Annotated in this window: 13 protein-coding genes and 1 pseudogene; 4 read left to right on the top strand and 10 right to left on the bottom strand. The window is 69.3% G+C overall.

Translation table 11 applies throughout. The features are described from left to right. Window positions 1–35: 35 nt before the first annotated feature. Window positions 36–2,039 carry an AMP-binding protein gene (locus CM1CMNOD_RS09135; RefSeq protein ID WP_013873373.1) on the bottom strand — a complete coding sequence of 668 codons (2,004 nt, stop codon included), beginning with the start codon at window positions 2,037–2,039 and terminating at the stop codon, window positions 36–38. A gap of 2 nt (window positions 2,040–2,041) precedes the next feature. Continuing rightward, window positions 2,042–3,217: an acyl-CoA dehydrogenase family protein gene (locus CM1CMNOD_RS09130; RefSeq protein WP_013873372.1), complete on the bottom strand. Its 1,176-nt coding sequence runs from the start codon at window positions 3,215–3,217 to the stop codon at window positions 2,042–2,044. Window positions 3,218–3,360: 143 nt separating this feature from the next. Here CM1CMNOD_RS09130 and CM1CMNOD_RS09125 point away from each other — a divergent pair, with 143 nt between their 5' ends. Together CM1CMNOD_RS09125 and CM1CMNOD_RS09120 are read left to right on the top strand one after the other, a co-directional pair. Continuing rightward, window positions 3,361–3,816, top strand: a complete 456-nt coding sequence (locus CM1CMNOD_RS09125; RefSeq protein WP_013873371.1) for an FAS1-like dehydratase domain-containing protein — start codon at window positions 3,361–3,363, stop codon at window positions 3,814–3,816. After that, window positions 3,813–4,271 (top strand): MaoC/PaaZ C-terminal domain-containing protein, encoded by a 459-nt coding sequence (locus CM1CMNOD_RS09120; protein ID WP_013873370.1) that lies wholly within the window; start codon window positions 3,813–3,815, stop codon window positions 4,269–4,271. Before CM1CMNOD_RS09125 ends, CM1CMNOD_RS09120 begins: the two co-directional genes overlap by 4 nt. A gap of 135 nt (window positions 4,272–4,406) precedes the next feature. Here CM1CMNOD_RS09120 and CM1CMNOD_RS09115 read toward each other — a convergent pair whose 3' ends face one another. The 4 genes from CM1CMNOD_RS09115 to CM1CMNOD_RS21665 all read right to left on the bottom strand — a co-directional run bounded on the left by CM1CMNOD_RS09115 (window position 4,407) and on the right by CM1CMNOD_RS21665 (window position 9,203). Beyond that, window positions 4,407–6,077 carry an AMP-binding protein gene (locus CM1CMNOD_RS09115; RefSeq protein WP_013873369.1) on the bottom strand — a complete coding sequence of 557 codons (1,671 nt, stop codon included), beginning with the start codon at window positions 6,075–6,077 and terminating at the stop codon, window positions 4,407–4,409. A 143-nt stretch (window positions 6,078–6,220) separates the two neighbouring features. Next, window positions 6,221–7,006, bottom strand: coding sequence for an enoyl-CoA hydratase/isomerase family protein (locus CM1CMNOD_RS09110; protein WP_013873368.1), 786 nt, complete (start codon window positions 7,004–7,006; stop codon window positions 6,221–6,223). A gap of 29 nt (window positions 7,007–7,035) precedes the next feature. Then, window positions 7,036–8,016 carry a zinc-binding dehydrogenase gene (locus tag CM1CMNOD_RS09105; protein ID WP_013873367.1) on the bottom strand — a complete coding sequence of 327 codons (981 nt, stop codon included), beginning with the start codon at window positions 8,014–8,016 and terminating at the stop codon, window positions 7,036–7,038. Between the two features lie 77 nt (window positions 8,017–8,093). Beyond that, the gene (locus CM1CMNOD_RS21665; RefSeq protein ID WP_165001419.1) at window positions 8,094–9,203 is read right to left on the bottom strand and encodes a LuxR C-terminal-related transcriptional regulator; all 1,110 of its coding nucleotides are present in this window, start codon (window positions 9,201–9,203) and stop codon (window positions 8,094–8,096) included. Window positions 9,204–10,127: 924 nt separating this feature from the next. Between CM1CMNOD_RS21665 and CM1CMNOD_RS09095 the strand changes: the two genes are divergently transcribed. Next, window positions 10,128–11,756, top strand: a complete 1,629-nt coding sequence (locus CM1CMNOD_RS09095; protein ID WP_013873364.1) for a long-chain fatty acid--CoA ligase — start codon at window positions 10,128–10,130, stop codon at window positions 11,754–11,756. Between the two features lie 902 nt (window positions 11,757–12,658). After that, entirely contained in the window at window positions 12,659–13,822 is a 1,164-nt protein-coding gene (locus CM1CMNOD_RS09085) for a helix-turn-helix transcriptional regulator (protein ID WP_050803455.1), read from the top strand. Window positions 13,823–14,141: 319 nt separating this feature from the next. On the opposite strand, the gene CM1CMNOD_RS09080 is transcribed toward CM1CMNOD_RS09085, so the two are convergent. From CM1CMNOD_RS09080 to CM1CMNOD_RS09065, 4 genes and pseudogenes are all read right to left on the bottom strand, one after another. Next, window positions 14,142–15,695: an NAD(P)/FAD-dependent oxidoreductase gene (locus CM1CMNOD_RS09080; RefSeq protein WP_013873361.1), complete on the bottom strand. Its 1,554-nt coding sequence runs from the start codon at window positions 15,693–15,695 to the stop codon at window positions 14,142–14,144. Window positions 15,696–15,986: 291 nt separating this feature from the next. Further along, window positions 15,987–17,294: a bifunctional o-acetylhomoserine/o-acetylserine sulfhydrylase gene (locus tag CM1CMNOD_RS09075; RefSeq protein ID WP_013873360.1), complete on the bottom strand. Its 1,308-nt coding sequence runs from the start codon at window positions 17,292–17,294 to the stop codon at window positions 15,987–15,989. 129 nt (window positions 17,295–17,423) lie between these two features. Further along, the gene (locus tag CM1CMNOD_RS09070; RefSeq protein WP_013873359.1) at window positions 17,424–18,563 is read right to left on the bottom strand and encodes an isopenicillin N synthase family dioxygenase; all 1,140 of its coding nucleotides are present in this window, start codon (window positions 18,561–18,563) and stop codon (window positions 17,424–17,426) included. A 79-nt stretch (window positions 18,564–18,642) separates the two neighbouring features. Continuing rightward, window positions 18,643–20,054: pseudogene (locus CM1CMNOD_RS09065) on the bottom strand (LLM class flavin-dependent oxidoreductase). Window positions 20,055–20,059: the final 5 nt, after the last annotated feature.

The following is a 20,059-nucleotide window of genomic DNA, read 5'->3' as shown; positions in this document are numbered from 1 at the left end:
CGTCGGAACCCGCCCCGATTCCGGTCCACCCGCGCTCAGGCGTCCAGCCCGACCGCCGCGCGGATCTCCTCCACCGCGTCCGGGTTCTCCGCGCCGGAAAGATCCCCGGGATCCCGGCCCAGGGCCGCCGCCCGCACCGCGCGCCGCAGTATCTTCGCCGACCGCGTCTTGGGCAGTTGCGACACACGCCGGACCAGCCCCGGGGCGAAGGGCTTGCCGAGCTCGGCCGCGACCATCTCCCGCAACTGCGCCGAGACGTCCTCCGTCGCGTCCGGGCGGGGAACCCAGAACGCCCAGACAGCCTCGCCCTTCTTCGGGTCCGGGACGCCGACCGCCGCCGCCTCGGCCACCGCCGGATGGGTGATCATGACAGATTCGACCTCGGCCGGTGCCAGGCGCTTGCCCGCCACGTTCATGACGTCGTCGGAGCGGCCCAGGATGAACCACTGCCCGTCCTTGTCGACCAGGGCGAAGTCGCCGTGGCGCCACAGGCCGGGGAAGGTCGACCAGTACGCCTCGAGATAGCGGGCCTCGTCCCGCCACACCCCGCGCGTCATCGCCGGCCAGGGCTGACGGCACACCAGCTCGCCGACCTCACCGCGCACCGGCTGTGCCCGGTCGTCCACCACGTCGACGTCCATGCCCAGCGACGGGCCGCCCAGCGAGCAGCTGCGGATGGGCTCGACCGGGTACGGCGCGAGGAAGGATCCGCCGACCTCGGTGCCGCCCGAGAAATTGATGATCGGGACCCGCCCCCCGAAGACGTCCCTGGCCAGCCATTCGTAGGAGTCGGGGTGCCATGGCTCACCCGTCGAGCCGAGCACGCGCACCGACGACAGATCGAAGTCGTCCAGCGAGATCTTCTCGCTGGAGCGCAGCGTGCGGATCAGCGTCGGCGAGACCCCGAGCATGGTGACGCGGTGCCGGTCCACCAGGTCCCACAGGCGGTTGGTGTCGGGCACGTCGGGCGAGCCCTCGTAGAGCAGCAGCGTCGCGCCGTTGGCGTGCGTCCCGAAGATCGATAATGGGCCCATGATCCAGCCCATGTCCGTCACCCAGCAGAACACGCCCCCCGGGCCGACGTCGAAGGAGTAGGCGACCTCGCTGGCCACCTTCACCAGGAAGCCTGCGTGGGTGTGGACGGCACCCTTGGGCCGGCCCGTCGTCCCGGAGGTGTACGCCAGCAGCAGGGTGTCGGTCGCGCGCAGCGCCTCGGCCTCGCCAGCGCCGTCCGGGCCGGCGTCATCCGGGCCGGTGAGCAGGTCGCTCCACCGGACATCCCTGGTCGCGGAGGTCTCCGGGGCATCGTCGAGGTTGCCGACGACGACGACGTGCTCCACCGTCGGGCAGGACCGCAACGCCTCATCGAGCAGCGGTTTCATGGCCACCGCGCGGCGGCGCCGGATGGTGCCGTCGGCGACGACGACCGCCCTGGCGTCGGCGTCCTGGATACGGGAGGCGATGGCGGAGGGCGCGAACCCGGAGAACAGCGGCACCAGGACCGCGCCGATGCGGGCGACCGCGTAGGAGGCGACGACGGCCTCGGGGATCATCGGCAGGAACAGGGCGACCGCGTCGCCCCTGCCGATCCCGAGCCGGCGCAGGCCGGCGCTGACCCGCTCCACCTGCCGGGTGAGCTCACGGTAGGTCACCGTCGTGGTCGTGCCGTCCTCGGCCGTGTGGATGACGGCCGGCCGGTTCGCGACCGAGGCGTCACCGTCCCAGCGCCCCAGGCAGGCGTCGACGATGTTGAGCTCGCCGCCCACGAACCAGTCGGGATGCTCGATACCCGCGGAGAGGTCGACCACCCGCGAGTACGGCGTGCGGAAGGGCAGGCCCAGGTCCTTGACCACGGCGTCCCAGTACCAGCCGATGTCGCGCACCGAGCGCTCGCGCAACTCGGCCAGCGACGACAGGCCGTGCGCCCGCGCCAACCGGGTGACGTTGGCGTTCTCGATGTACTCCGAGGTGGGGGTCCAGGTGTACCCGGTCCCGGCGTGTTCGGTCCCGGTGTGCTCGGTCCCAGTATGCTCGGTCACGGTCAGCTCCGGGGCATGTCGAGGATACGTTCAGCGACGATGTTGCGCTGGATGAAGGTGGATCCGCCGGCGATCGCGGTGCCGCGGGCCTGGTAGGCCAGCCGGAGCCAGCGCGTGCTGTCCAGTTCCCTGGCATCCGGGGAGAACTGGCCGCCCAGCGGCTCCAGCGAGAGCCGGAAGTCGGCCAGGTCCTCGACGAGCGGGCAGAAGTAGAGCTTGCCGATCGAGGTGACCGGCCCGGGCGGGCCGTCGGCGGCGGCGAGCGTGACCACCCGCTGGCCGATGAGATAGTGGATCAGGGCGCGCCCGTAGAGGTCGGCGACCTTCTGGCGGATCGCCGGGTCCTCCCCCAGCGGGCGCCCGTCGTCGCCGGTGCGCCGGCCGATGTCGGCGATGATGGTGTCGACGGCGCGCTTGGTGTTCACCCGGCCGGTGGCAATGGCGACCCGCTCGTAGGACAGCGTGGCCATCGCGACCCGCCAGCCGCCGTCCACCTCGCCGACGACCCTGTCGTCCGGGATGAAGACGTCGTCGAGGAAGACCTCGTTGAACTCGGCCTCGCCCAGCATGTGCGCGAGCGGACGGATGGTGACGCCGTCGGCGTCCATCGGCAGCAGGAAGTAGGTGATCCCCTTGTGGCGCGGCCCGCCGCCGGTGCGCGCGAGCAGGATGCCGTTGGCGGCGAGGTGCGCCCGGCTGGTCCAGATCTTCTGGCCCTGGAGCAGCCAGCCGCCGTCGACCCTGGTCGCCCTGGTCCGCAACGACGCCAGGTCCGAGCCGGCCTCCGGCTCGGAGAAGAGCTGGCACCAGATCTCCTCGCCGGTGAGGATCGGCCGCAGGAAGCGCTCCTTCTGCTCGTCCGTGCCGAACTCGATGATCGTCGGACCCGCGAGGTCCTCACCGATGATGTTCAGCCGTTCGGGGACGCCGGCGCGGTCGGTCTCCTCGGCGAAGACCGCGCGTATTTTCGCGTCGGCGCCACCGCCGCCGTACTCCTTCGGCCACGACAGCCCGGCATAACCGGCGTCGAACAACAGACGTTGCCACTGCCGCCAGAACGGCAGCTTCTCGACCAGATCGGCCGGCTCCGGCCAGGGAAGGCGCGGAAGTGCCGTCGCCAGCCATTCCCGGACCTCGGCGCGGAAGTGTCGTTCCCCTGGCGAGTCCGCAAGATCCATGCTTGCACCCCTCATCCGCGATTGATGCGATGGTACTATAGGTCAGACCGAAAAGGGGTTTTCGCAGTGGCCACATGCACGGTGGCCGCTGGCACGGGGAGGACTTGCGCGGTGGCGGCTTTCACGGTGGCGAGGAACAACGGGTGAGCGACGGGAAACTCATCGGCACGGTCGTGGACAAGATCGCCTTCGACGTCGAGCGCGGCAAGATCTGGGAGTTCGCCCGGGCGACGTTCACCACGGACCCCGTACACACGGACGCGGACGCCGCGCGCGCCGCGGGTTTCGACGATCTGCTGGCCACCCCGACCCACGTCGTCGTCGTCGGGCACTGGCGTGACCAGCGCGCCTTCGTCGACAGGCTCGGCCTGGCCCTCGAGCGTGTGGTCGTGGGCTCGGTGCGCTGGCAGTACCTGCGCCCGCTGCGGGCCGGGGACTCGCTGCGCGCCGTGCGCCGCGTCGTCGGCGACGAACGCCGCGACGGGAAACGCGGTGGCTCCATGCGCGTCGTGACACTGGAAACCGAGTATGTCGACGCCACGGGAACACCGGTCGTCCGGCAGCGGGATGTGCTCATCGAGCGAGGAAAGAGCGCATGAGTCACCCTGTTCGGGCCAGGCAACCCATTCGGGCCGCGGTCGGGGACACCCATCCGGCCCGAGAGATCGGGCCGCTCACGCAGACCGACATCGTGCGTTTCGCCGGCGCGGGCGGCGATTTCAACCCGTTGCACCACGATCCCGAGTTCGTGCGCTCGAGCGGCTTTCCCGGTGTCATCTCGATGGGGCAGCTGCAGGCCGGGATGCTGGCCGGCTGGCTGTCGGACTGGCTGGGCGTGGAGCACCTGCGAGAATTCGAGGTGCGTTTCGTCGCCCCGGTTTTCCTCGGCGACGTACTGCGCCTGTCCGGTGAAATCGTCGCGGTCGACGGGCCGGGCCCTGCCTCGGCCGCCGAGCCGGTCACGGAGTCGGTCGCCGAGATCGCCCTGTCGGTGCGCCGGGGCGACGACACAGTGGTACGGGCCAGCGCGAAGGCCGTCGTCGCCTCGTCCTGAGGTCGCCGCGGCCCGCGCCGGCGCCCACCACCTCCCACGCCGGCGGCCACCACCGGTGGCCGCCACGCCGCTGTCGGGGCGTCTCCCGCGGAGCTCCGCTCGGCGCTGAGCGGGATCCGCGGGAGACGCCCCGGCTCACGCCCCGAGCTTCTCGGCCCTGAGCTTCTCGGCGATGTCGGCGCGCAGGACGTGTTTCTGGACCTTGCCCGTCGCGGTCATCGGCAGCCGCGAGACGATCTCCAGGCGCTCGGGCACCTTCTGGATGGCCAGCCCCCGGCCGAGCAGGTAGGCCCGCACGTCCTCCAGCGTCAGCGGCTCGTGCCCCGCGGCGAGCACGAGGTAGCCGCACAGCCGCTCCCCCAGCCGCTCGTCCGGCATCCCGACGACCGCGACATCGCCGATGGCCGGGTGGGCGGTGAGCAGGTCCTCGACCTGGCGGACGCTGATGTTCATGCCGCCGCGGATGACGATGTCCTTCAGCCGGCCGGTCACCCGCACGTACCCGTCGGCGTCCATGACCCCCAGGTCGCCGGAGCGCGAGTAGCCGTCCGGGGTGAACAGGGCGGCGGTCTCCGGTGGGTTGTTGATGTACTCGAGCATGTGGCTGGGCCCGCGGAAGGCGATGTCGCCCTCCTGGCCACGCGGCACCTCGTGGCCCGCCTCGTCGACGATCCTGATCGAGCTGCCGGGCAGCGCCGACCCGTCGGAGGTGATCGAACGGGTCGGGTCGTCCTCCACCGTGCACATGGTGCTCACGGCGTTCTCCGTACGGCCGTAGAGGCTCTCTATCTGGCAGTTCGGCAGCAGGTCACGGGCCCGTTCCACGAAGGAGCCCGGTATGGGCGCGCCCGCGGAGACCCAGATCCGCAGACTGCTGGAATCGTGCTGGTCGGGGTCGTAGACGTCGATGAGCATCTGCAGGAACGTCGTCGCGGTCACCGAGACGGTGCAGCGGAACTTACCGATCTGCTGCAGCCCCGCGCGGGGCTCCCACACGTCCATCAAGTGGGAGGCGGCGCCGTGGATCAACGGTATGAGGAGGCTGGTGATGAACCCGGTGGTGTGCGTGATGGGCGACGGGCCGAACTGGACGTCGGACTGGCGGTAGCCGAGACCCTTGCCGAGCAGCCGCGAACCGCCAGCGAAGGTGTTGAAGGTGTGCAGGCAGCCCTTGGGGTTGGACGTCGTGCCCGAGCTGTAGACGATCACGAAGGGGTCGTCGGCGCCGGCACCCGCGCCGAGTTCATCGGCCGTGGGCGCCGGGCCGGTGGCCGCCAGCAGCGATTCGAAGGGGATCACCGTGTCGCGCTCGTCGGAGGAACTCCCCCGCACCACGATGATCTTCTCCAGGCTCGGGCTGTCGGCCTGGAGCTTGGTGTACATGTCGAGGTAGTCGAAGTTGCGGAACTTCTCGCTGGTGACGGCCAGCCGGACGCCACCGTCGCGCAGGATGTAGCCGACCTCCTCGTTCCGGTAGATCGGCATGATCGGTATCGCGATGGCGCCGAGCCGTGACAGCGCCACCACGACCTGCACGAATTCCGTCCAGTTGGGGAGCTGGACGCTGACGCGGTCCCCCCTGCCGACGCCGAGGCGCCGCAGGCTGGCCGCGAGGCGTAACCCGCTGTCCCGCAGTTCCTGGTAGCTCAGGGACGCGCTGTTGTCCGTGACGAACACTTTGTCTGGCTGCTGGGAGGCCTGCGTCTCCAGGATGTCGAACAGGGTTTCCGCACGCCATACACCGGTCGCGTAGTAGGTGGTGATGTCGTCGTGCGAGTAGCGGTCCGTCACCGTTGTGAACGTCATCGTGATCTTCCTCGTCGTCAACAGCTACCGTGCCCCAGGTCACACCATTTCAGTCAACCTTAGAATGGTTGGACCAAAAAGGCAACGAGTTGGAGCCGAACGCCGACAACGGGTCAGAACTGGACGATCTCGGAGTCAGACGATCACCGCATCTTCCACTCGGGAGCCCGCTTCTCCCGGAACGCCCGCACCCCCTCGACGAGGTCCTCGGTGGTGAAGGCCAGCGCGAGCTGGGCCTGCAGCACGTCCAGTGCCTCGCCGAGCGCGAGGTCCCGAGTGGTGTTGATGGCGTCCTTACCGAGCCTGATCAGCAGCGGCGACTTCGACGCCAGCTTGCGCGCCCAGGCCCGGACGGTGTCGTCGAACTCGGCGTCGGGCACCACCGTGTTCACAATGCCCAGGTCACGGGCTTCCGAAGCGCTGACGAGCTCACCGAGCAGCATCAGCTCGTTGGCCTTGAGCCGACCGACGTTGCGGTAGATGAGAGCCGAGATCATGAAGGGGAACGCGCCCACGTTGATCTCCGGGCAGCCGAACCGGACCGACTCCTTCGCGATCACCAGGTCGCAGGCCAGCGCCAGCCCGAACGCCCCCGCGAGCACGTCGCCGTTGGCGGCGCAGATCACCGGCTTGCCCAGGGCCCCGATCAGCTTGAACAGGCGCGGGAAGCGGTCGAGCCCGGCGTACTTGGTGATCGTCGGACGATCGTCGGCGAACGCCTTGAGGTTGCCGCCCGCGGAGAAGATCCGCTCATGCGACGAGGTGAGCACCGCGACCCGCACGCCAGTGTCGATCTTTGCCTCCTCCAGCGCGTCCAGGAGATCATCGAGGAGATCGTCGCTGAGCGCGTTGCGGGTCTGCGGGTGATCCAGCGTCACGAGGGCGACGCCGTGGTCGTCGACCTCGTAGCGGACGAGCTTGTCTGTCATCGGCGTTGTCCCTTCCCGGTACGGGGTGTTCAGTCCTGTGTCAGGACGATCTTTCCGAACCCGCCGCCCCGCTCGAGGTACTGATGCGCCTGGTCGGCCTGGTCGAGCGGAAAGACCCGGTCGATGACCGGGGGCGCCACCCGCCGGGACGTCAGCAGCTCCAGCAGCCCGGCGAAGTCGCGGGGACCACCCATTGTGGTACCGAGCAGGTCGAACTGCCCGAAATAGAAGTGCCGTACGTCGATGCGCGCCTCCTGCGCGCGCGACGCGCCGAGAACCACCAGCCGGCCGCCCGGCCGCAACGCCCGGATCGACTCCTGCCAGGTGCCCACCGAATCCAGCACGAGGTCGAAGCCCCTTCCCCCGGGTGAGAGCTCCCTGGCCGCCTGTGGCCAGTCGGGCTCGGTGTAGAGCACGCCGCCGCCGGCCCCGAGCCCACGAGCAGACTCGATCTTGCCGACCGAGGACGAGGTGACCGCCACCGAGGCGCCGATGCCGACCGCGAGGCTGACCGCCATCGTGGCGACGCCGCCACCGGCGCCGAGCACCAGGGCGGACTCCCCGGCACGCAGCCGGCCGCGGGTGAACAGCGCGCGATAGGTGGTCAGCCCCACCAGTGGCAGGGCAGCCGCCTGCGGCCAGCTGAGCCCGGCGGGCTTCGGCACCACACATTCGACGGGCACCCGCACCAGTTCGGCGTAGGTGCCCGGCCGGTGGTCGCCGAGGATCTCCCAGGACGCGCCCGGCGCGCTGTCGTCCTCGCCCCACCACAGCGAGGGCACGATCACCACTTCCTCGCCGGTGTCCACCCGCACGCCCGCGCCGTCCGCGCCGAGCACGTGCGGCAGCGGGGAGTGGTACCTGCCCTGCCGGACCAGCACGTCGTGCCAGTTCAGGGCGCTGGCCCGCAGCCGCACCGTGGCCCACCCGGGCTCCGGCCGCGGGTCGGGGAAGTCGGCGAACCGAAGGTTGCCCGCCGGGCCGAACTCGTCGAGGACAACCGCGCGCACCCTACCTCCAGAACCCCAACTAAAGGTCTGACCATTGGACCCTAGTGCTGGCGGGCGCGGGGGCGCAAGCGGCCCCGCTACAGGTGGTTCTGGCCGATCGTCAGACGCAGGTACTGGGAGATGGCCTCCGCGCGGTTCTCCGCGCCCAGCTTGCGCAGAATGCGCTTCACATGCGACTTCACGGTACCGTTGGTGATCACGAGTTTCTCGGCGATCCTGTTGTTCGTCGCGCCCGTCGCCATCAGCGTCAGCACCTCGAGCTCACGGCCCGTGAGCGACTCCATCTTCGACGAGCGCGTGGTGTGCAGCAGCCGGGCGGGCCGGGTGGCAGCGAGCGCGGTGGCGTGCTCCCGGCTGGCGAGATCGATCTCGGCACCCGCAAGGTCGTCCAGCACCGACTCGACGGTCTGCATCGCACTGCGCACCTGCTCGCGCTGGTCACGCAGCCGCCCCAGCAGCACGGCACGCTCGAAGATCTGCCCGAAACCCTCGGCGAAGGCCCACAGGATGTCCCGGTCGAGGGCGGACACCTGCTCGGACTTGTAGTCCGCGTGCAGGAAACCGATCACCCGGCCGGTCGGCATGAGCGGCGCCGCGACGTAGGAACGCAGCTCGGAGGCGTCCAGGAGCGGGCGGTAGACCCGCCGGTCGTGCGCGCCGTCGGTGACCAGCGCCGGTTCACACCGCCGCACCATCTCGCTCTCGAGTAGCAGATGATCGAGGTGGATCTCCGGGATGGCGCTGATCCACTTCCGGAAGGTCCGCTCCACCTCCTGGTCGGTGACCGCGTAGCTCTTCCACGGCCGCCACACCGAGCCCTCGACCCGGGAGAGCATCACTCGGTCGAAACCGCAGCCGTGCACGACCGACTCGCACACACGGTTCAGCAGCTCATCCGGTTCATGCACTTTGCGTAGCTGAACCAGGCCGGCGTCGAGCATGTCCAGACGTCGCAGGCGCTCATGGACGAGAAAGTCGTGGATCTCGTAGCGGATGGTGTGCAGTCCCGCCAGCGCCGTGCTCACGTTGACGAGCGAAGCACCGTCCGGGTACTTCGCGGGTGAGACGAGCCGCTCGCGGAGCAGGCCACTCATGACCGCGAGTTGCCCGTCGACAGCGTTGAGGTCGTCCGCGGGCCTGCGGGCGATGTCCCGCCCGACGCCATCGACCAGCTGATCGGCAGTCACCAGCAGTTCACGCGCACGACGCATCAGGTCAGGCCGCCGACGCGTCCCGACCGGAACCATCGCATCCGCGGCGTCCCGGGGGTCTCTTCCCTTCGGTGGAGTCATCGCTGCCAGATCCAGTTCGTAAGGACGTACCGCACCGGTCTGCGCACCGAACCGGTGTGGCGTGTGGCATGTAAGTCTAGGCCCGACCAGTCGGTTTAGGCCTGACCAATCCCGGATTAGGTCTGACCAATCTTCACGGCCGGCGAACCCCCGGGGCGGCCCGCCCCACCCCGCCAGCGCCGGCTCATCGCCGGCCCGTTTCCGCCAGCGATGGCGTGCGCGGCTCTGCCGCCAGGGGCTTCCGACGGTGGGAACAAGCCCATCGATGTACACGATCGTGGACTTGTGGTGACAAAAGGGTCGGGCTGCGAGGGGTGACAGGAGAACCGCCGATGGGGACGGCAGTGGCGGCGCTTCGCGGGACCGGTCCGCGGGCGGGGCCTCGAGCGGCGCAAAAACGCAGGTCAGGGCCGTGCGGACAGGCGGCGAGGCCACGACGCGCGCACCCCGCTCCGGTACGGACGGGCTTTTCCGAAGGAGAAACCCGGGAGAAGGCATCATGAATGTCTCGGTGAACCGCGACCCGCGTGCCGGGCATGGGTAGTAGTTGCTTGCCGCATGCTTGCTACCTGCTTGCCCTACCCACGGTCTTCGACCTTGCGGATGACGCCGACCAGGTGACATTGTTGTATAGCCGACCGGATGACGGCCTGCGTTCTTCCGTGCAACGCGCGACATCGATGTGCCCGATGTCCGCCATCGTGATCGAGGAGTGAACAGGTGCGCCCTGCCGTTGCCGAAGCGGTTCCGGCCGGCCCATCCATGGTGGTGTCCCCACTCGCGACCCAAAGCCGGGCCTGACGAAAAAGGATGTACGCTGTGCGAAGCACGATGCAGGACTTCCCTCTGACGGTGCGTTCGATAGTGGCGCACGGCGTCTCGGTCCACGGCGATCACGGTGCGCGGACCGTGATCGCACCAGGCCAGGTCAGCCGTGCCACGTATGCCGAGATCGGTGCGCGAGCCGCCCGGCTGGCAGGTGCCCTGCGCCGGCTCGGCATCGTCGGGGACCAGCGGGTGGCGACCTTCCAGTGGAGCAACCAGCAGCACCTCGAGGCGTACGCGGCCGTACCGGCGATGGGAGCCGTGCTGCACACGCTGAACATCCGCCTGGCCGCCGAGCAGGTGGCCTACATCGCCAACCACGCCGAGGACCAGGTCATCATCGTCGACGATTCCCTGATCCCACTGCTGGCCGGGGCCCTGCCGAAGATAGACAGCGTGCACACGGTGCTGGTGAACGGCGACGGGGACGCCTTCGCCCTGGAGGATGCCGGCAAGCAGATTCTCCGGTACGAGGAGGTCCTTGCCGCCGAGCCCGAGGAATTCGACTGGCCGGCCGTTGACGAACGCGACGCGGCTTCGATGTGCTACACCAGCGGCACAACGGGCAACCCCAAAGGAGTGGTTTACAGCCACCGGTCGCTGTGGTTACATTCGCAGGCTGCCTGCACCGCGCAGGGTTTCAGTATCAACGCTGACGACACGATTCTCACCATCGTGCCGATGTTTCACGCCAACGCCTGGGGCCTGCCGTACGCCGCTCTGATGAGTGGTGCCAATCTGCTGCTGCCCGGGCCCTTCCTGCAGGCCCAGACGCCGGTCGGGACCATCGATCAGGAACGCCCGACCGTGTCGGGAGCCGTTCCCACCATCTGGAACGACATCCTGAACCACCTGCGGAACAACCCCGGACCCGACCTGTCCTCGTTGCGTCTGGTGCTGTGCGGCGGATCGGCGGTGCCGCGCTCGTTGATGGAGGCCTTCGACAAGGAGTTCGGCGTCCGGATCCTGCATGCCTGGGGGATGACAGAGACCTCTCCGCTGGCGGCGATCGCCCGGCCGCCGGCCGGCCTCGACGAGGAGGAGATGATGCGCTTCCGGGTCACCCAGGGCAGGCCGATCGCGGGCGTGGATCTTCGCATCGTCGACGACAACGGCATCGAACTGCCCGCGGACGGGAAGTCGATCGGCGAGCTCGAGGTCCGCGGGCCCTGGGTCACCGGGGGCTACTACCGCGACGACGACCCGGAGAAGTTCCACGACGGCTGGCTGCGTACCGGCGACATCGGCAGGGTCGACCCCCTGCACTACGTCACGCTGACCGACCGGACGAAGGACGTCATCAAGTCGGGTGGCGAGTGGATCTCCTCGGTCGAGCTGGAGAACACGATCATCGGCCATCCGGACGTGCTCCAGGCCGCCGTCATCGGCGTGCCCGACGAGCGGTGGCAGGAGCGTCCGCTCGCGGTCGTGGTGCTGCGGGACGGAGCGAGCGTGACGGCCGAGGAGCTGCGGACGTGGCTGACGGGCAGGGTCGCGAAGTGGTGGCTGCCGGAGAACTGGTCGTTCGTGGACGCGGTCCCGCTGACGGCGACCGGCAAGTACGACAAGAAGGTGCTGCGCCGCCAGCACGCGGACCAGCTTCTGACAGTACAGACCATCTGACGCCGCCAGGGCGACGGACAGGCGACGTGCACCGGTACACCGCGAGGTAGCGGGACGGCTGCGGGAACCCGGGGGCCGTGAGGCGGACGGCCACACCCCGGGCCATGGGTACGCGGTGCCAGGGATCATCCCTGACACCGCGACCCTGTTTGTCCGCTCGTCCGCTCGTCCGCTCGTTCGCCGCCCGCGGGACGCCGGGAGGCGGGCTCTACCGCAACGGGAAGCCGAACCGGACCGCCAGCCCGCCCCCGCATCGAGGCGATGACCGGAACCGACCGAGGTCGGCCCCGGATGCCGGACGTTCCCGTCCCGAGCCGAACTTCCCGGTCGCCAACCTCATCAACGGGATCAAGAGCCTCCCCGCGACGCGGACCCCTGAGAAGCGCTGATCGCAGGCGCGTTCACGAGGCCGCCACCCGGGCATCGGCGCAACCGGGCAGCCGCCTCGCTCGCTTACGGGAGCCGCTACAGGTGGCCACGAAGGCGATAAGGATCTTCGAAGTGGAACAGTCAGGCGTCCAGGGCACATCGACGATCACAGCACGACGTCAACAAGATGTTACTTTAAGTAAGTAAATCAACTTAATAAGTGATATTATTGATCTTATTAACCGTCAATTCGATAGGATCCGCTACGAATCAGCGCTTCTGCGTACGGCACGCACGCTACCCTCTTCGAAAAAGAAGCTCGGTCGTGCACACGTGGGTGACCCAGCGGGTCAGTCAGCCGTATGGTTTGGCGCGTCCACAACGCGGTCGAGTGACAGAGATCGACAGAACGTGACAAGGCCGGACTTTGACTTCTGATCCGCCAGGTGTCCAGTGCTGGACGCCTGCGCCAGTCGAGGAGGCTCATCGTGTCCACCGGGGACATCAGGTGCCACGGGAGAAACCACAGACCGATGATCGGCGACCGCACACACCAGCGGTCGATCTCCGACCGGACGGTGAGCGAGGTACTCACCATCATCGGCAAGGCTCAGGCGCTCCTGTGCTCCCAGCAACTGCCCGACACCACGGAGATCGACGACTTACCCGCCGCCAGCAGCGCATTGGAGGCCGTCTGGCACGGCGTATGCGCGGCCGCGGCCGGTGACCACGCCACCGCCGACCGCTTGGCCGGTGCCGACGACCTGCTCCCGCTGCTCATCCAGCTGAAGAACACCGACGACGACGTACGCGAGGAGCACGCCCACCACCATTCCAGCACGATCCGTAAGGTTCAGAACGCTCTCAGTCGATTACACCAGCTGTCCTCGGTATCCGAACTGATCGAGGCAACCCCGGGCATCGCGTGCACGATCGGGTTCGACCGGGCGATCATGTCACGCATCCACGAGTCGATCTGGGTACCCGAGACGATGTACGTCGAGGGAGACCGGGAATGGGCCCAGCTCATCGTGCGAGCCGGGCAGGACAATCCGCAGAAGCTCGTGCCCCCCTTGTTCGAGACGGAGATCGTACGGCGAAGACGGCCACTCATCGTCACCAACGTCCAGGATGAGGCGCGGGTCCACCGGGCGATGGCCGAGGCGGCCCGGGTCAGAAGCTATGTCGCGGTACCGATCACGACCTCCTCCCAGGTGATCGGTTTCCTGCACGCCGACCGCTACTACCACCGCGGCGAGCTCGCCGAGTTCGACCGGGACATCCTGGCGGTCTTCGCCGAAGGCCTGGGCTATGCGCTGGAGCGCGCGGTCCTCCTCGACCGCCTGGCCCAGATGCGCACCGAGATGCTGCGCTACACCGCCGGGCTGGCCGCGACGATGAACGACATCGAGGAGCCGATCAGGTTTGGCGCATACGGGATGAACCACGGGTTCGCCCAGCCCGTACGCCCGTTCCACGACACCCCCTGGCCCGCGGACTCCCGCCTGACCAGGCGGGAGATCGACGTGCTCAGGCTGATGGCCGCCGGCAACACCAACGCGCGCATCGCCGACCGGCTGATCATCTCCGAGGGAACCGTGAAGTCCCACGTCAAGCACATCCTGCGCAAGCTGAACGCGGCCAGCCGTACCGAAGCGGTGTCGATCTGGCTGCACAGCGAGCGGGAGGCGTCATGAGCCGCCGGGAACAGCCCCGCGCCAGCGACAAACAGACGACCGACAACGAACAGACGATGTCCGTCCGACGACACACCGGAGCACGGACGGGTTGACACCGTTCACGACACCACCCCGATCATCACCCTCCTGACCATCAGGTCAGATCGGTGGGTGGTTCGCCCAGGCGACCGGCAGCATCCCTCCCGCACCTGGAATCCCGGCGTGGGAGGGACGGGACCGTCAGAGGCTAAAATATTACAGTCAGTGATGGCAGCGAGCCGCTGGAACACAGACAGGCGCCGACAGGAGTAACTCCTGGTGACGTCCTACCGGGCCGTCACGACCGTGCCGCCGAGTCTGCCGCGGCGTCGAGCGAGGTACGCGAGAGGACCGGGGCGTCACGTCCCGTCCCGAGGGAGCCGCCGGGCCGGCCGGCCGGGGAGCCTGCGCTCTCTTCGTGGTACTCCTCCTCGACGTTGACCGACCAGACGTCGTGGGTCGTGCCGGTGGCGATGTTCTCGGCGGTGAGCATCGCGGTGAGCATCGAATGGTCCTGGTTGTTGTACCGGAACATGCCGTTGCGGCCGACCGGGTGGACGTTGGTGGCGTGCTCGGCGAGCCAGCCGCGTATCACGTCGACGTTCGCCCGGTAACGGTCGTCGTAGATGGGATAGGCCTTGCCCTGGCGGACCACATATCCCGCCTCGACGTCGTCGTAGTCGACGAGGCCGAGCTTGGCCAGCTCCCGCCTGCCCTGCTCGATGAGCTCGTCGTCGGGAGCCGTCCAGGCGGCGTCGCTCTCGAAGACCGTGTACTCCAGGCCGAGCACGTTACGGCCGTCCTTGACCAGGAACGGCGACCAGGAACCGAAGTTCTGGATGCGCATGGTCCGCACCTGCGGGTCGTGAATGTAGATCCAGTTGTCGTTCCAGGGCACCTTGTCGGCGGGCACCACGAGCGCGACGGTGATGAAGTCCCGGTAGCGCAGGTCGCGCGCGGCCTGCGCCACAGCGGCCGGGACGGGCGGGTCCATCGCCGTGATCAGCTCGGAGATCGGCATGGACGACACGACGTCGGTACAGGGGTAGACGGTGGTCCCCCCGTCGCCGTCGCGCGCGACGACCGCCGTCGCGCGGCCGTCGGCATGCCTGATGCCCGCCACGGTCGTGTTCATCACCACCTTGCTGCCGGCCGCGGTGACCTTGTCACGGCAGACCTCCCACATCATCCCGGGGCCGTACTTGGGGTACTGGAACTCCTCAATCAACGAGGTGATCTTCTTTTGGTTACGGCTCGGCGAGACCGCGTTGACGATGGCGTTCGCCAGCGACAGGCTCTTCACCCGCTGGGCGGCCCAGTCCGCCGGCATCTCGCTGACCGGCACCCCCCAGACCTTCTCGGTGTAGGTCTTGAAGAAGGTGCGGTAGAGGCGCCAGCCGAACCGGGCGACCAGCCAGCTTTCGTAGTCCGTCTGGTCCTTCGGCGGCCGGGCCCTGGCCCACAGGTACGAGCCGACGCACCGGGCGGCCTCGGCCGGGCCGAGGTTGCGCAACGCGTTCCCGGCGTTGATCGGATAGTCGTAGTAGGCGCCGTTGTAGAAGATCCGGCTCTTGCGCGGCCGCAGCAGGAAGTCGGCGTCGTCGAGAATCTCGTGCCAGAGCTCCTCGACCGCCCGGACCTTGGTGAAGAACCGGTGGCCGCCGATGTCGAACCGCCAGCCGTCGCGCTCGACCGTCCGGGAGATGCCGCCGACCTGGCTGTCCGCCTCGAGGACGGTGGAGGCGATCCCGTACTTGTGCAGTTGGAAGGCCGCGCTCAGACCCGCTGGACCGGCGCCTATCACCAGGATCTCGCGACCGGGTTCCGCGGGCGGCGTTGAAAGCTCGGTCATGGGATGCAACGGCTCCTTGATGGCTGAAGGGGACGATTCCTGCGGCTGACTACCCGGCGGTGCCGGTCACCCTGCGCTGGCCAGCCCGCGGTGGCTACGTGGTGTGACATGGCGGTCACGACCCGATCGGGGATCGTCATCTTCGATGACCGTTCCCGCGTCGCCCGCAATGATCACGCTTTCCATCTTCACCAGAGTAGATAGTCCGCGAGGGCGGGGGGACGGCGGGTCTCACCACAGCCGCCCGAGTGGCCGTCCGGTGGCCGCCCGGGTGGCCGTTCGGGTGACGGCTCAGGCGTCGGATGCTCCGGCCGCCGCGGCGAAGCCGGTGCGCAGGTCGGCAAGGATGTCGTCGATCCCCTCCAGACCGACCGAGAGCCGGACCAGTTCGCCGCTGACCCCACTCGCGGCCTGCTCGGCCGCGGTGAGCTGGGCGTGGGTGGTCGTGGCGGGATGAATGGCCAGCGAGCGCACGTCACCGACGTTGGCCAGATGGCTGTGCAGCGCAAGGGCCTCGACGAAGGCCCGGCCCGCCGCCGCGCCGCCGCGGATCCCGAAGGCCAGCACGGCGCCGGCGCCGGCCGGCAGGTAGCGCGTCGCCGCCGCGTGCCAGCGGCTGCTCTCCAGCCCCGGGTAGGCGACCCACAGCACGTCGTCGCGGCCCTCAAGCCAGCGCGCCACCGCCAGCGCGTTCTCCGAGTGCCGCTGCACCCGCAGCGACAGCGTCTCCAGCCCCTGCAGCAGCAGGAAGGCGTTGACCGGCGACAACGCCGGGCCGAGGTCGCGCAGCAGCTTCGCCCGGGCCCGCACGATGTAGGCAAGCTCCGGGAAGGCCTCGAGGAACACCAGCCCGTTGTAGGACGGATCCGGTCTGGTGAACCGTGGGTAACGCCCGTTGCCCCAGTCGAACCGGCCGCCATCGACGATTACCCCGCCGATGGACGTGCCGTGCCCGCCGATGAACTTCGTCGCCGAGTGCACGATCACGTCGGCGCCATGCTCGAGCGGGCGGGACAGATACGGGGAGGCCAGGGTGTTGTCGACGATGAGCGGCGCGCCCGCCTCGTGCGCGACCTCGGCCACCCCGGCGATGTCGAGGACGTTCCCGCGCGGATTGCCGATCGTCTCCCCGTAGAAGGCTGCGGTGTTCGGGCGCGCGGCGGCCTTCCAGGCGCCCAGGTCGTCGGGATCGTCGATGAAGGTCGTCTCGATACCGAACTCGGACAGCGTGTGGGCGAACAGCGCGTACGTCCCGCCGTACAGCGACGACGACGAGACCAGATGATCGCAGGCGGAGGCGATGGTGAGGATCGCCAGCGCCTGCGCCGCCTGCCCGCTGGCCGTCGCCAGCGCCGCGGCACCGCCTTCGAGGTCCGCGACCCGCTGCTCCAAGACGTCCTGGGTCGGGTTGACCACCCGGGTGTAGGTGAACCCGAACTCGGCGAGCGAGAACAGGTCCGCCGCGTGGCGGGTGTCCTCGAAGACGAACGACGTGCTCTGGTAGATCGGCACCGCGCGGGCGCCCGTCGCCGGATCCGGCCGGGCGCCGGCATGGACCTGCCGGGTCTCGAAGCTGTACGTCGTGGACTCGCTCGTCACGGGTTTCCTCTCACTGCTCGCTACCTGGTCGGTTCACTGCCTGGCCGCCGTCTGTCACCGCTCACTGTCCGGCCGCCGTCCGGCCGCTGCCGGCTCGCCTGCCCACAACCGGCGGGCCGGGCAGCATGATCAGTGCGCTCTTCGGCCGGCGGGCGCCTCGACGTCGGAGTAGTACCGCCGGGCCACCTCGGGATGGCTGCGCAGCCAGCTCTTGAGGGTGTTGACGCCGTGCTCGGCAAAGATCGGGTTGCGCGGGTCGGGAGGCTCGGACGGCGGTAGCTGCCGGCGCAGTTCCTCCGGCAGCGGCAGGGGTGCCAGCGTCGCCGACAGGTGCGGGCCGAAGAAGAAGGCCGCCGACACCCGCTCCGTCCCGGCCGGTGGGCTGACGACCCGGTGCACGGTCGCCCGGTAGTAACGCTGGGTCGCCAGCTCGAACATCTCGCCGATGTTGACCACGAAGGTCCCCGGTACCGGGGTGACGTCGATCCAGCCGTCGGCCGGCACGTCCGTACCCGCCTGCGGGCTGCGTGCGTCCTGCAGGCCGCCGGTGTCGTCCTGCAGGACGAACGTGACGAAACCGCCGTCCTTGTGCGCGCCGACGCCCTGGTCGTAGTCGGCCGTGAAGCCCGCCGGCGCGGGCAGGTAGCGGATCAGCTTCAGATGCGAGCGGGGGTCGACGGCGAACGTCGGGTCCAGCTGGTCGGCGGCCAGGCCGAGCGATTCGGCGAACGCGTGGACCAGCGTGCGGGCGAGCCGTCCCAGCTCGGCCATGTAGGCATCGACGATCTCCCGCATCCGCGGGAGCGCGGCCGGCCACTGGTTGGGGCCGTCGAGGCGCAGGTAGGGCGGGTCGTGCGGGCCGAGCTGGCGGACGGGGCGCTCGTCGCCGACGTCGATCTGCTCACGGATGTCGGGGTTGTCCCGGGTGATCTCGTGGCCGAGCCGGGTGTAGCCGCGGAAGTGCGGCGAGTGGACGTTCTCGATCTCGAGCTTGACGTCCTCGGGCAGGTGGAAGAACTCCCGGCTGACCGCCAGCATGGCGGCGGCGGTGGCCGGCGGGATCCCGTGCCCGGTGAGGTAGAAGAAGCCCGGCCCGTGGCAGGCCGCGCGCAACGCCGCCAGGAACGCCACCCGCCCGGGGCCGCCCGTGCGGTAGGGGCCGATGTCCAGCGTGGGCAGGGCGGCCACCGGCCCGGCAGGCCCCGGCCCGTCCGAGCCGATGCCGATGCCGCCGGCGCTGGCGTTGTCGGTGTGGGTCGTCTCGGTCATCGTCGGCCTCCTTGTCGGTCGTGGGCCGGAAGTGACGGCGGTCGGTGACCGCCGTTCGGTCGGATGCGCCTGGCAGCGATCACGCGCTGTGCCGATCACGGGCGTACCGGCTGGCCGGGCGGGGCAGTCCCAGGTTCTCGCGCAGGGTCCGGCCCTCGTAGGAGGTCCGGAACAGGCCACGCCGTCGCAGGTGCGGGATGACCAGGTCCGCGAAGTCGTCGAGTGTCTCCGGCAGATACGGAAAGATCACGTTGAAACCGTCCGCGGCCTGAGTCTCGAACCACTCCTGGATGTGGTCGGCGATCGTCTCGGGGGTGCCGACGATGGTCCGCTCGTCACGGGCCAGCCCCCTGGCGAGCTCGCGGATGGTCAGGTTGCGGGCCCGGGCCCGGTCCACGATGAGCCGCTGGGCGCTGCGGCTCTGGTTCGAGGGGGCAGCTGCGGCAGCGGCCCGTCCAACGGGTACGTCGACAGGTCGACGCCGCCGAGCCAGTAGGCGAGATCGGCCAGCGCCACCCGCGGGTCGAGCAGCACGTACAGCCGCTCGGCCTTGTCCTCGGCCTCGGTGAGGGTGCGGCCGACGATCGTGGACAGCGCCGGCAGGACGAGGACATGCTCCGGGTTGCGGCCGGCCGCGGCCGCCCGCGCCTTGATCTCGGTGTAGAAGGCCCGGGCGGCGGCGCTGTCGGGATGGTGGGTGAAGACGACGTCCGCGACCGCCGCCGCCAGCGACCTGCCGGCCTCGGAGGAGCCGGCCTGGACGATCACCGGCCGGCCCTGCGGCGGCCGGGGGACGTTCAACGGCCCGGTCACCGAGAAGTACCTGCCCCGGTAGTCGAGCCGGTGCACCTTGTCGTCGTCGAAGTAGATCCCGGACGCCTGGTCGTGGCGGAACGCGTCGTCGTCGAAGCTGTCCCACAGGCCGGTCACCACCTGGTGGAACTCCGCGGCCCGCCAATAGCGCTCGGCGTGCTCGACGTGCTCGGGCAGGCCGAAGTTGCGTGCCTCGGCGTCGTTGAGCGAGGTGACCAGGTTCCAGCCGGCCCGTCCCCGGCTGAGGTGGTCCAGCGAGGCGAACGTGCGCGCCAGGTGGTAGGGCTCGTTGTAGGTGGTGGACGCGGTGGCGATGAGCCCGATCCGGCTGGTGGCGGTGGCCAGCGCGGCGAGCAGGGTCGTCGGCTCGAAGGAGTCGTTGACCACCGAGACCCGGCGCAGCACCTCCTGGTCGGCGAAGGGCACCCCGACGAGGTCGGCGAAGAAGAGCGCGTCGAAGCGGGCCCGCTCGGCGGTCCGCGCCAGGTCGATCAGGTGCCGGATGTTCACGCCCGCGTCCGGGACGGCGCCCGGGTGCCGCCAGGCGGCCAGGAACTCCCCCGGCGGCTTGAGGAAGGCGTTGAGATGCAGCCGTCGCCGGCCGCCGTGCTCGGTGACGCCGGCTGCGCCGGTGGTGCCGGCGTCACCGGTAGCGTCGGGTGCCACGTCAGATGCCATGGGTC

It is taken from the genome of Protofrankia symbiont of Coriaria myrtifolia (assembly GCF_900634755.1).
Lineage (GTDB): Bacteria > Actinomycetota > Actinomycetes > Frankiales > Frankiaceae > Protofrankia > Protofrankia coriariae.
Note: the sequence above shows the minus strand (reverse complement) of the source record. Positions and strands in the feature narration are given on the sequence as shown.

Bases quoted from the DNA above. Each gene is read 5' to 3' on its own strand.
- CM1CMNOD_RS09070 (WP_013873359.1), bottom strand. From the start codon at position 18,563: ATGACCGAGACGACCCACACCGACAACGCCAGCGCCGGCGGCATCGGC.
- CM1CMNOD_RS09120 (WP_013873370.1), top strand. From the start codon at position 3,813: ATGAGTCACCCTGTTCGGGCCAGGCAACCCATTCGGGCCGCGGTCGGG.
- CM1CMNOD_RS09085 (WP_050803455.1), top strand. From the start codon at position 12,659: ATGATCGGCGACCGCACACACCAGCGGTCGATCTCCGACCGGACGGTG.
- CM1CMNOD_RS09115 (WP_013873369.1), bottom strand. From the start codon at position 6,077: ATGACGTTCACAACGGTGACGGACCGCTACTCGCACGACGACATCACC.
- CM1CMNOD_RS09110 (WP_013873368.1), bottom strand. From the start codon at position 7,006: ATGACAGACAAGCTCGTCCGCTACGAGGTCGACGACCACGGCGTCGCC.
- CM1CMNOD_RS09080 (WP_013873361.1), bottom strand. From the start codon at position 15,695: ATGACCGAGCTTTCAACGCCGCCCGCGGAACCCGGTCGCGAGATCCTG.
- CM1CMNOD_RS09130 (WP_013873372.1), bottom strand. From the start codon at position 3,217: ATGGATCTTGCGGACTCGCCAGGGGAACGACACTTCCGCGCCGAGGTC.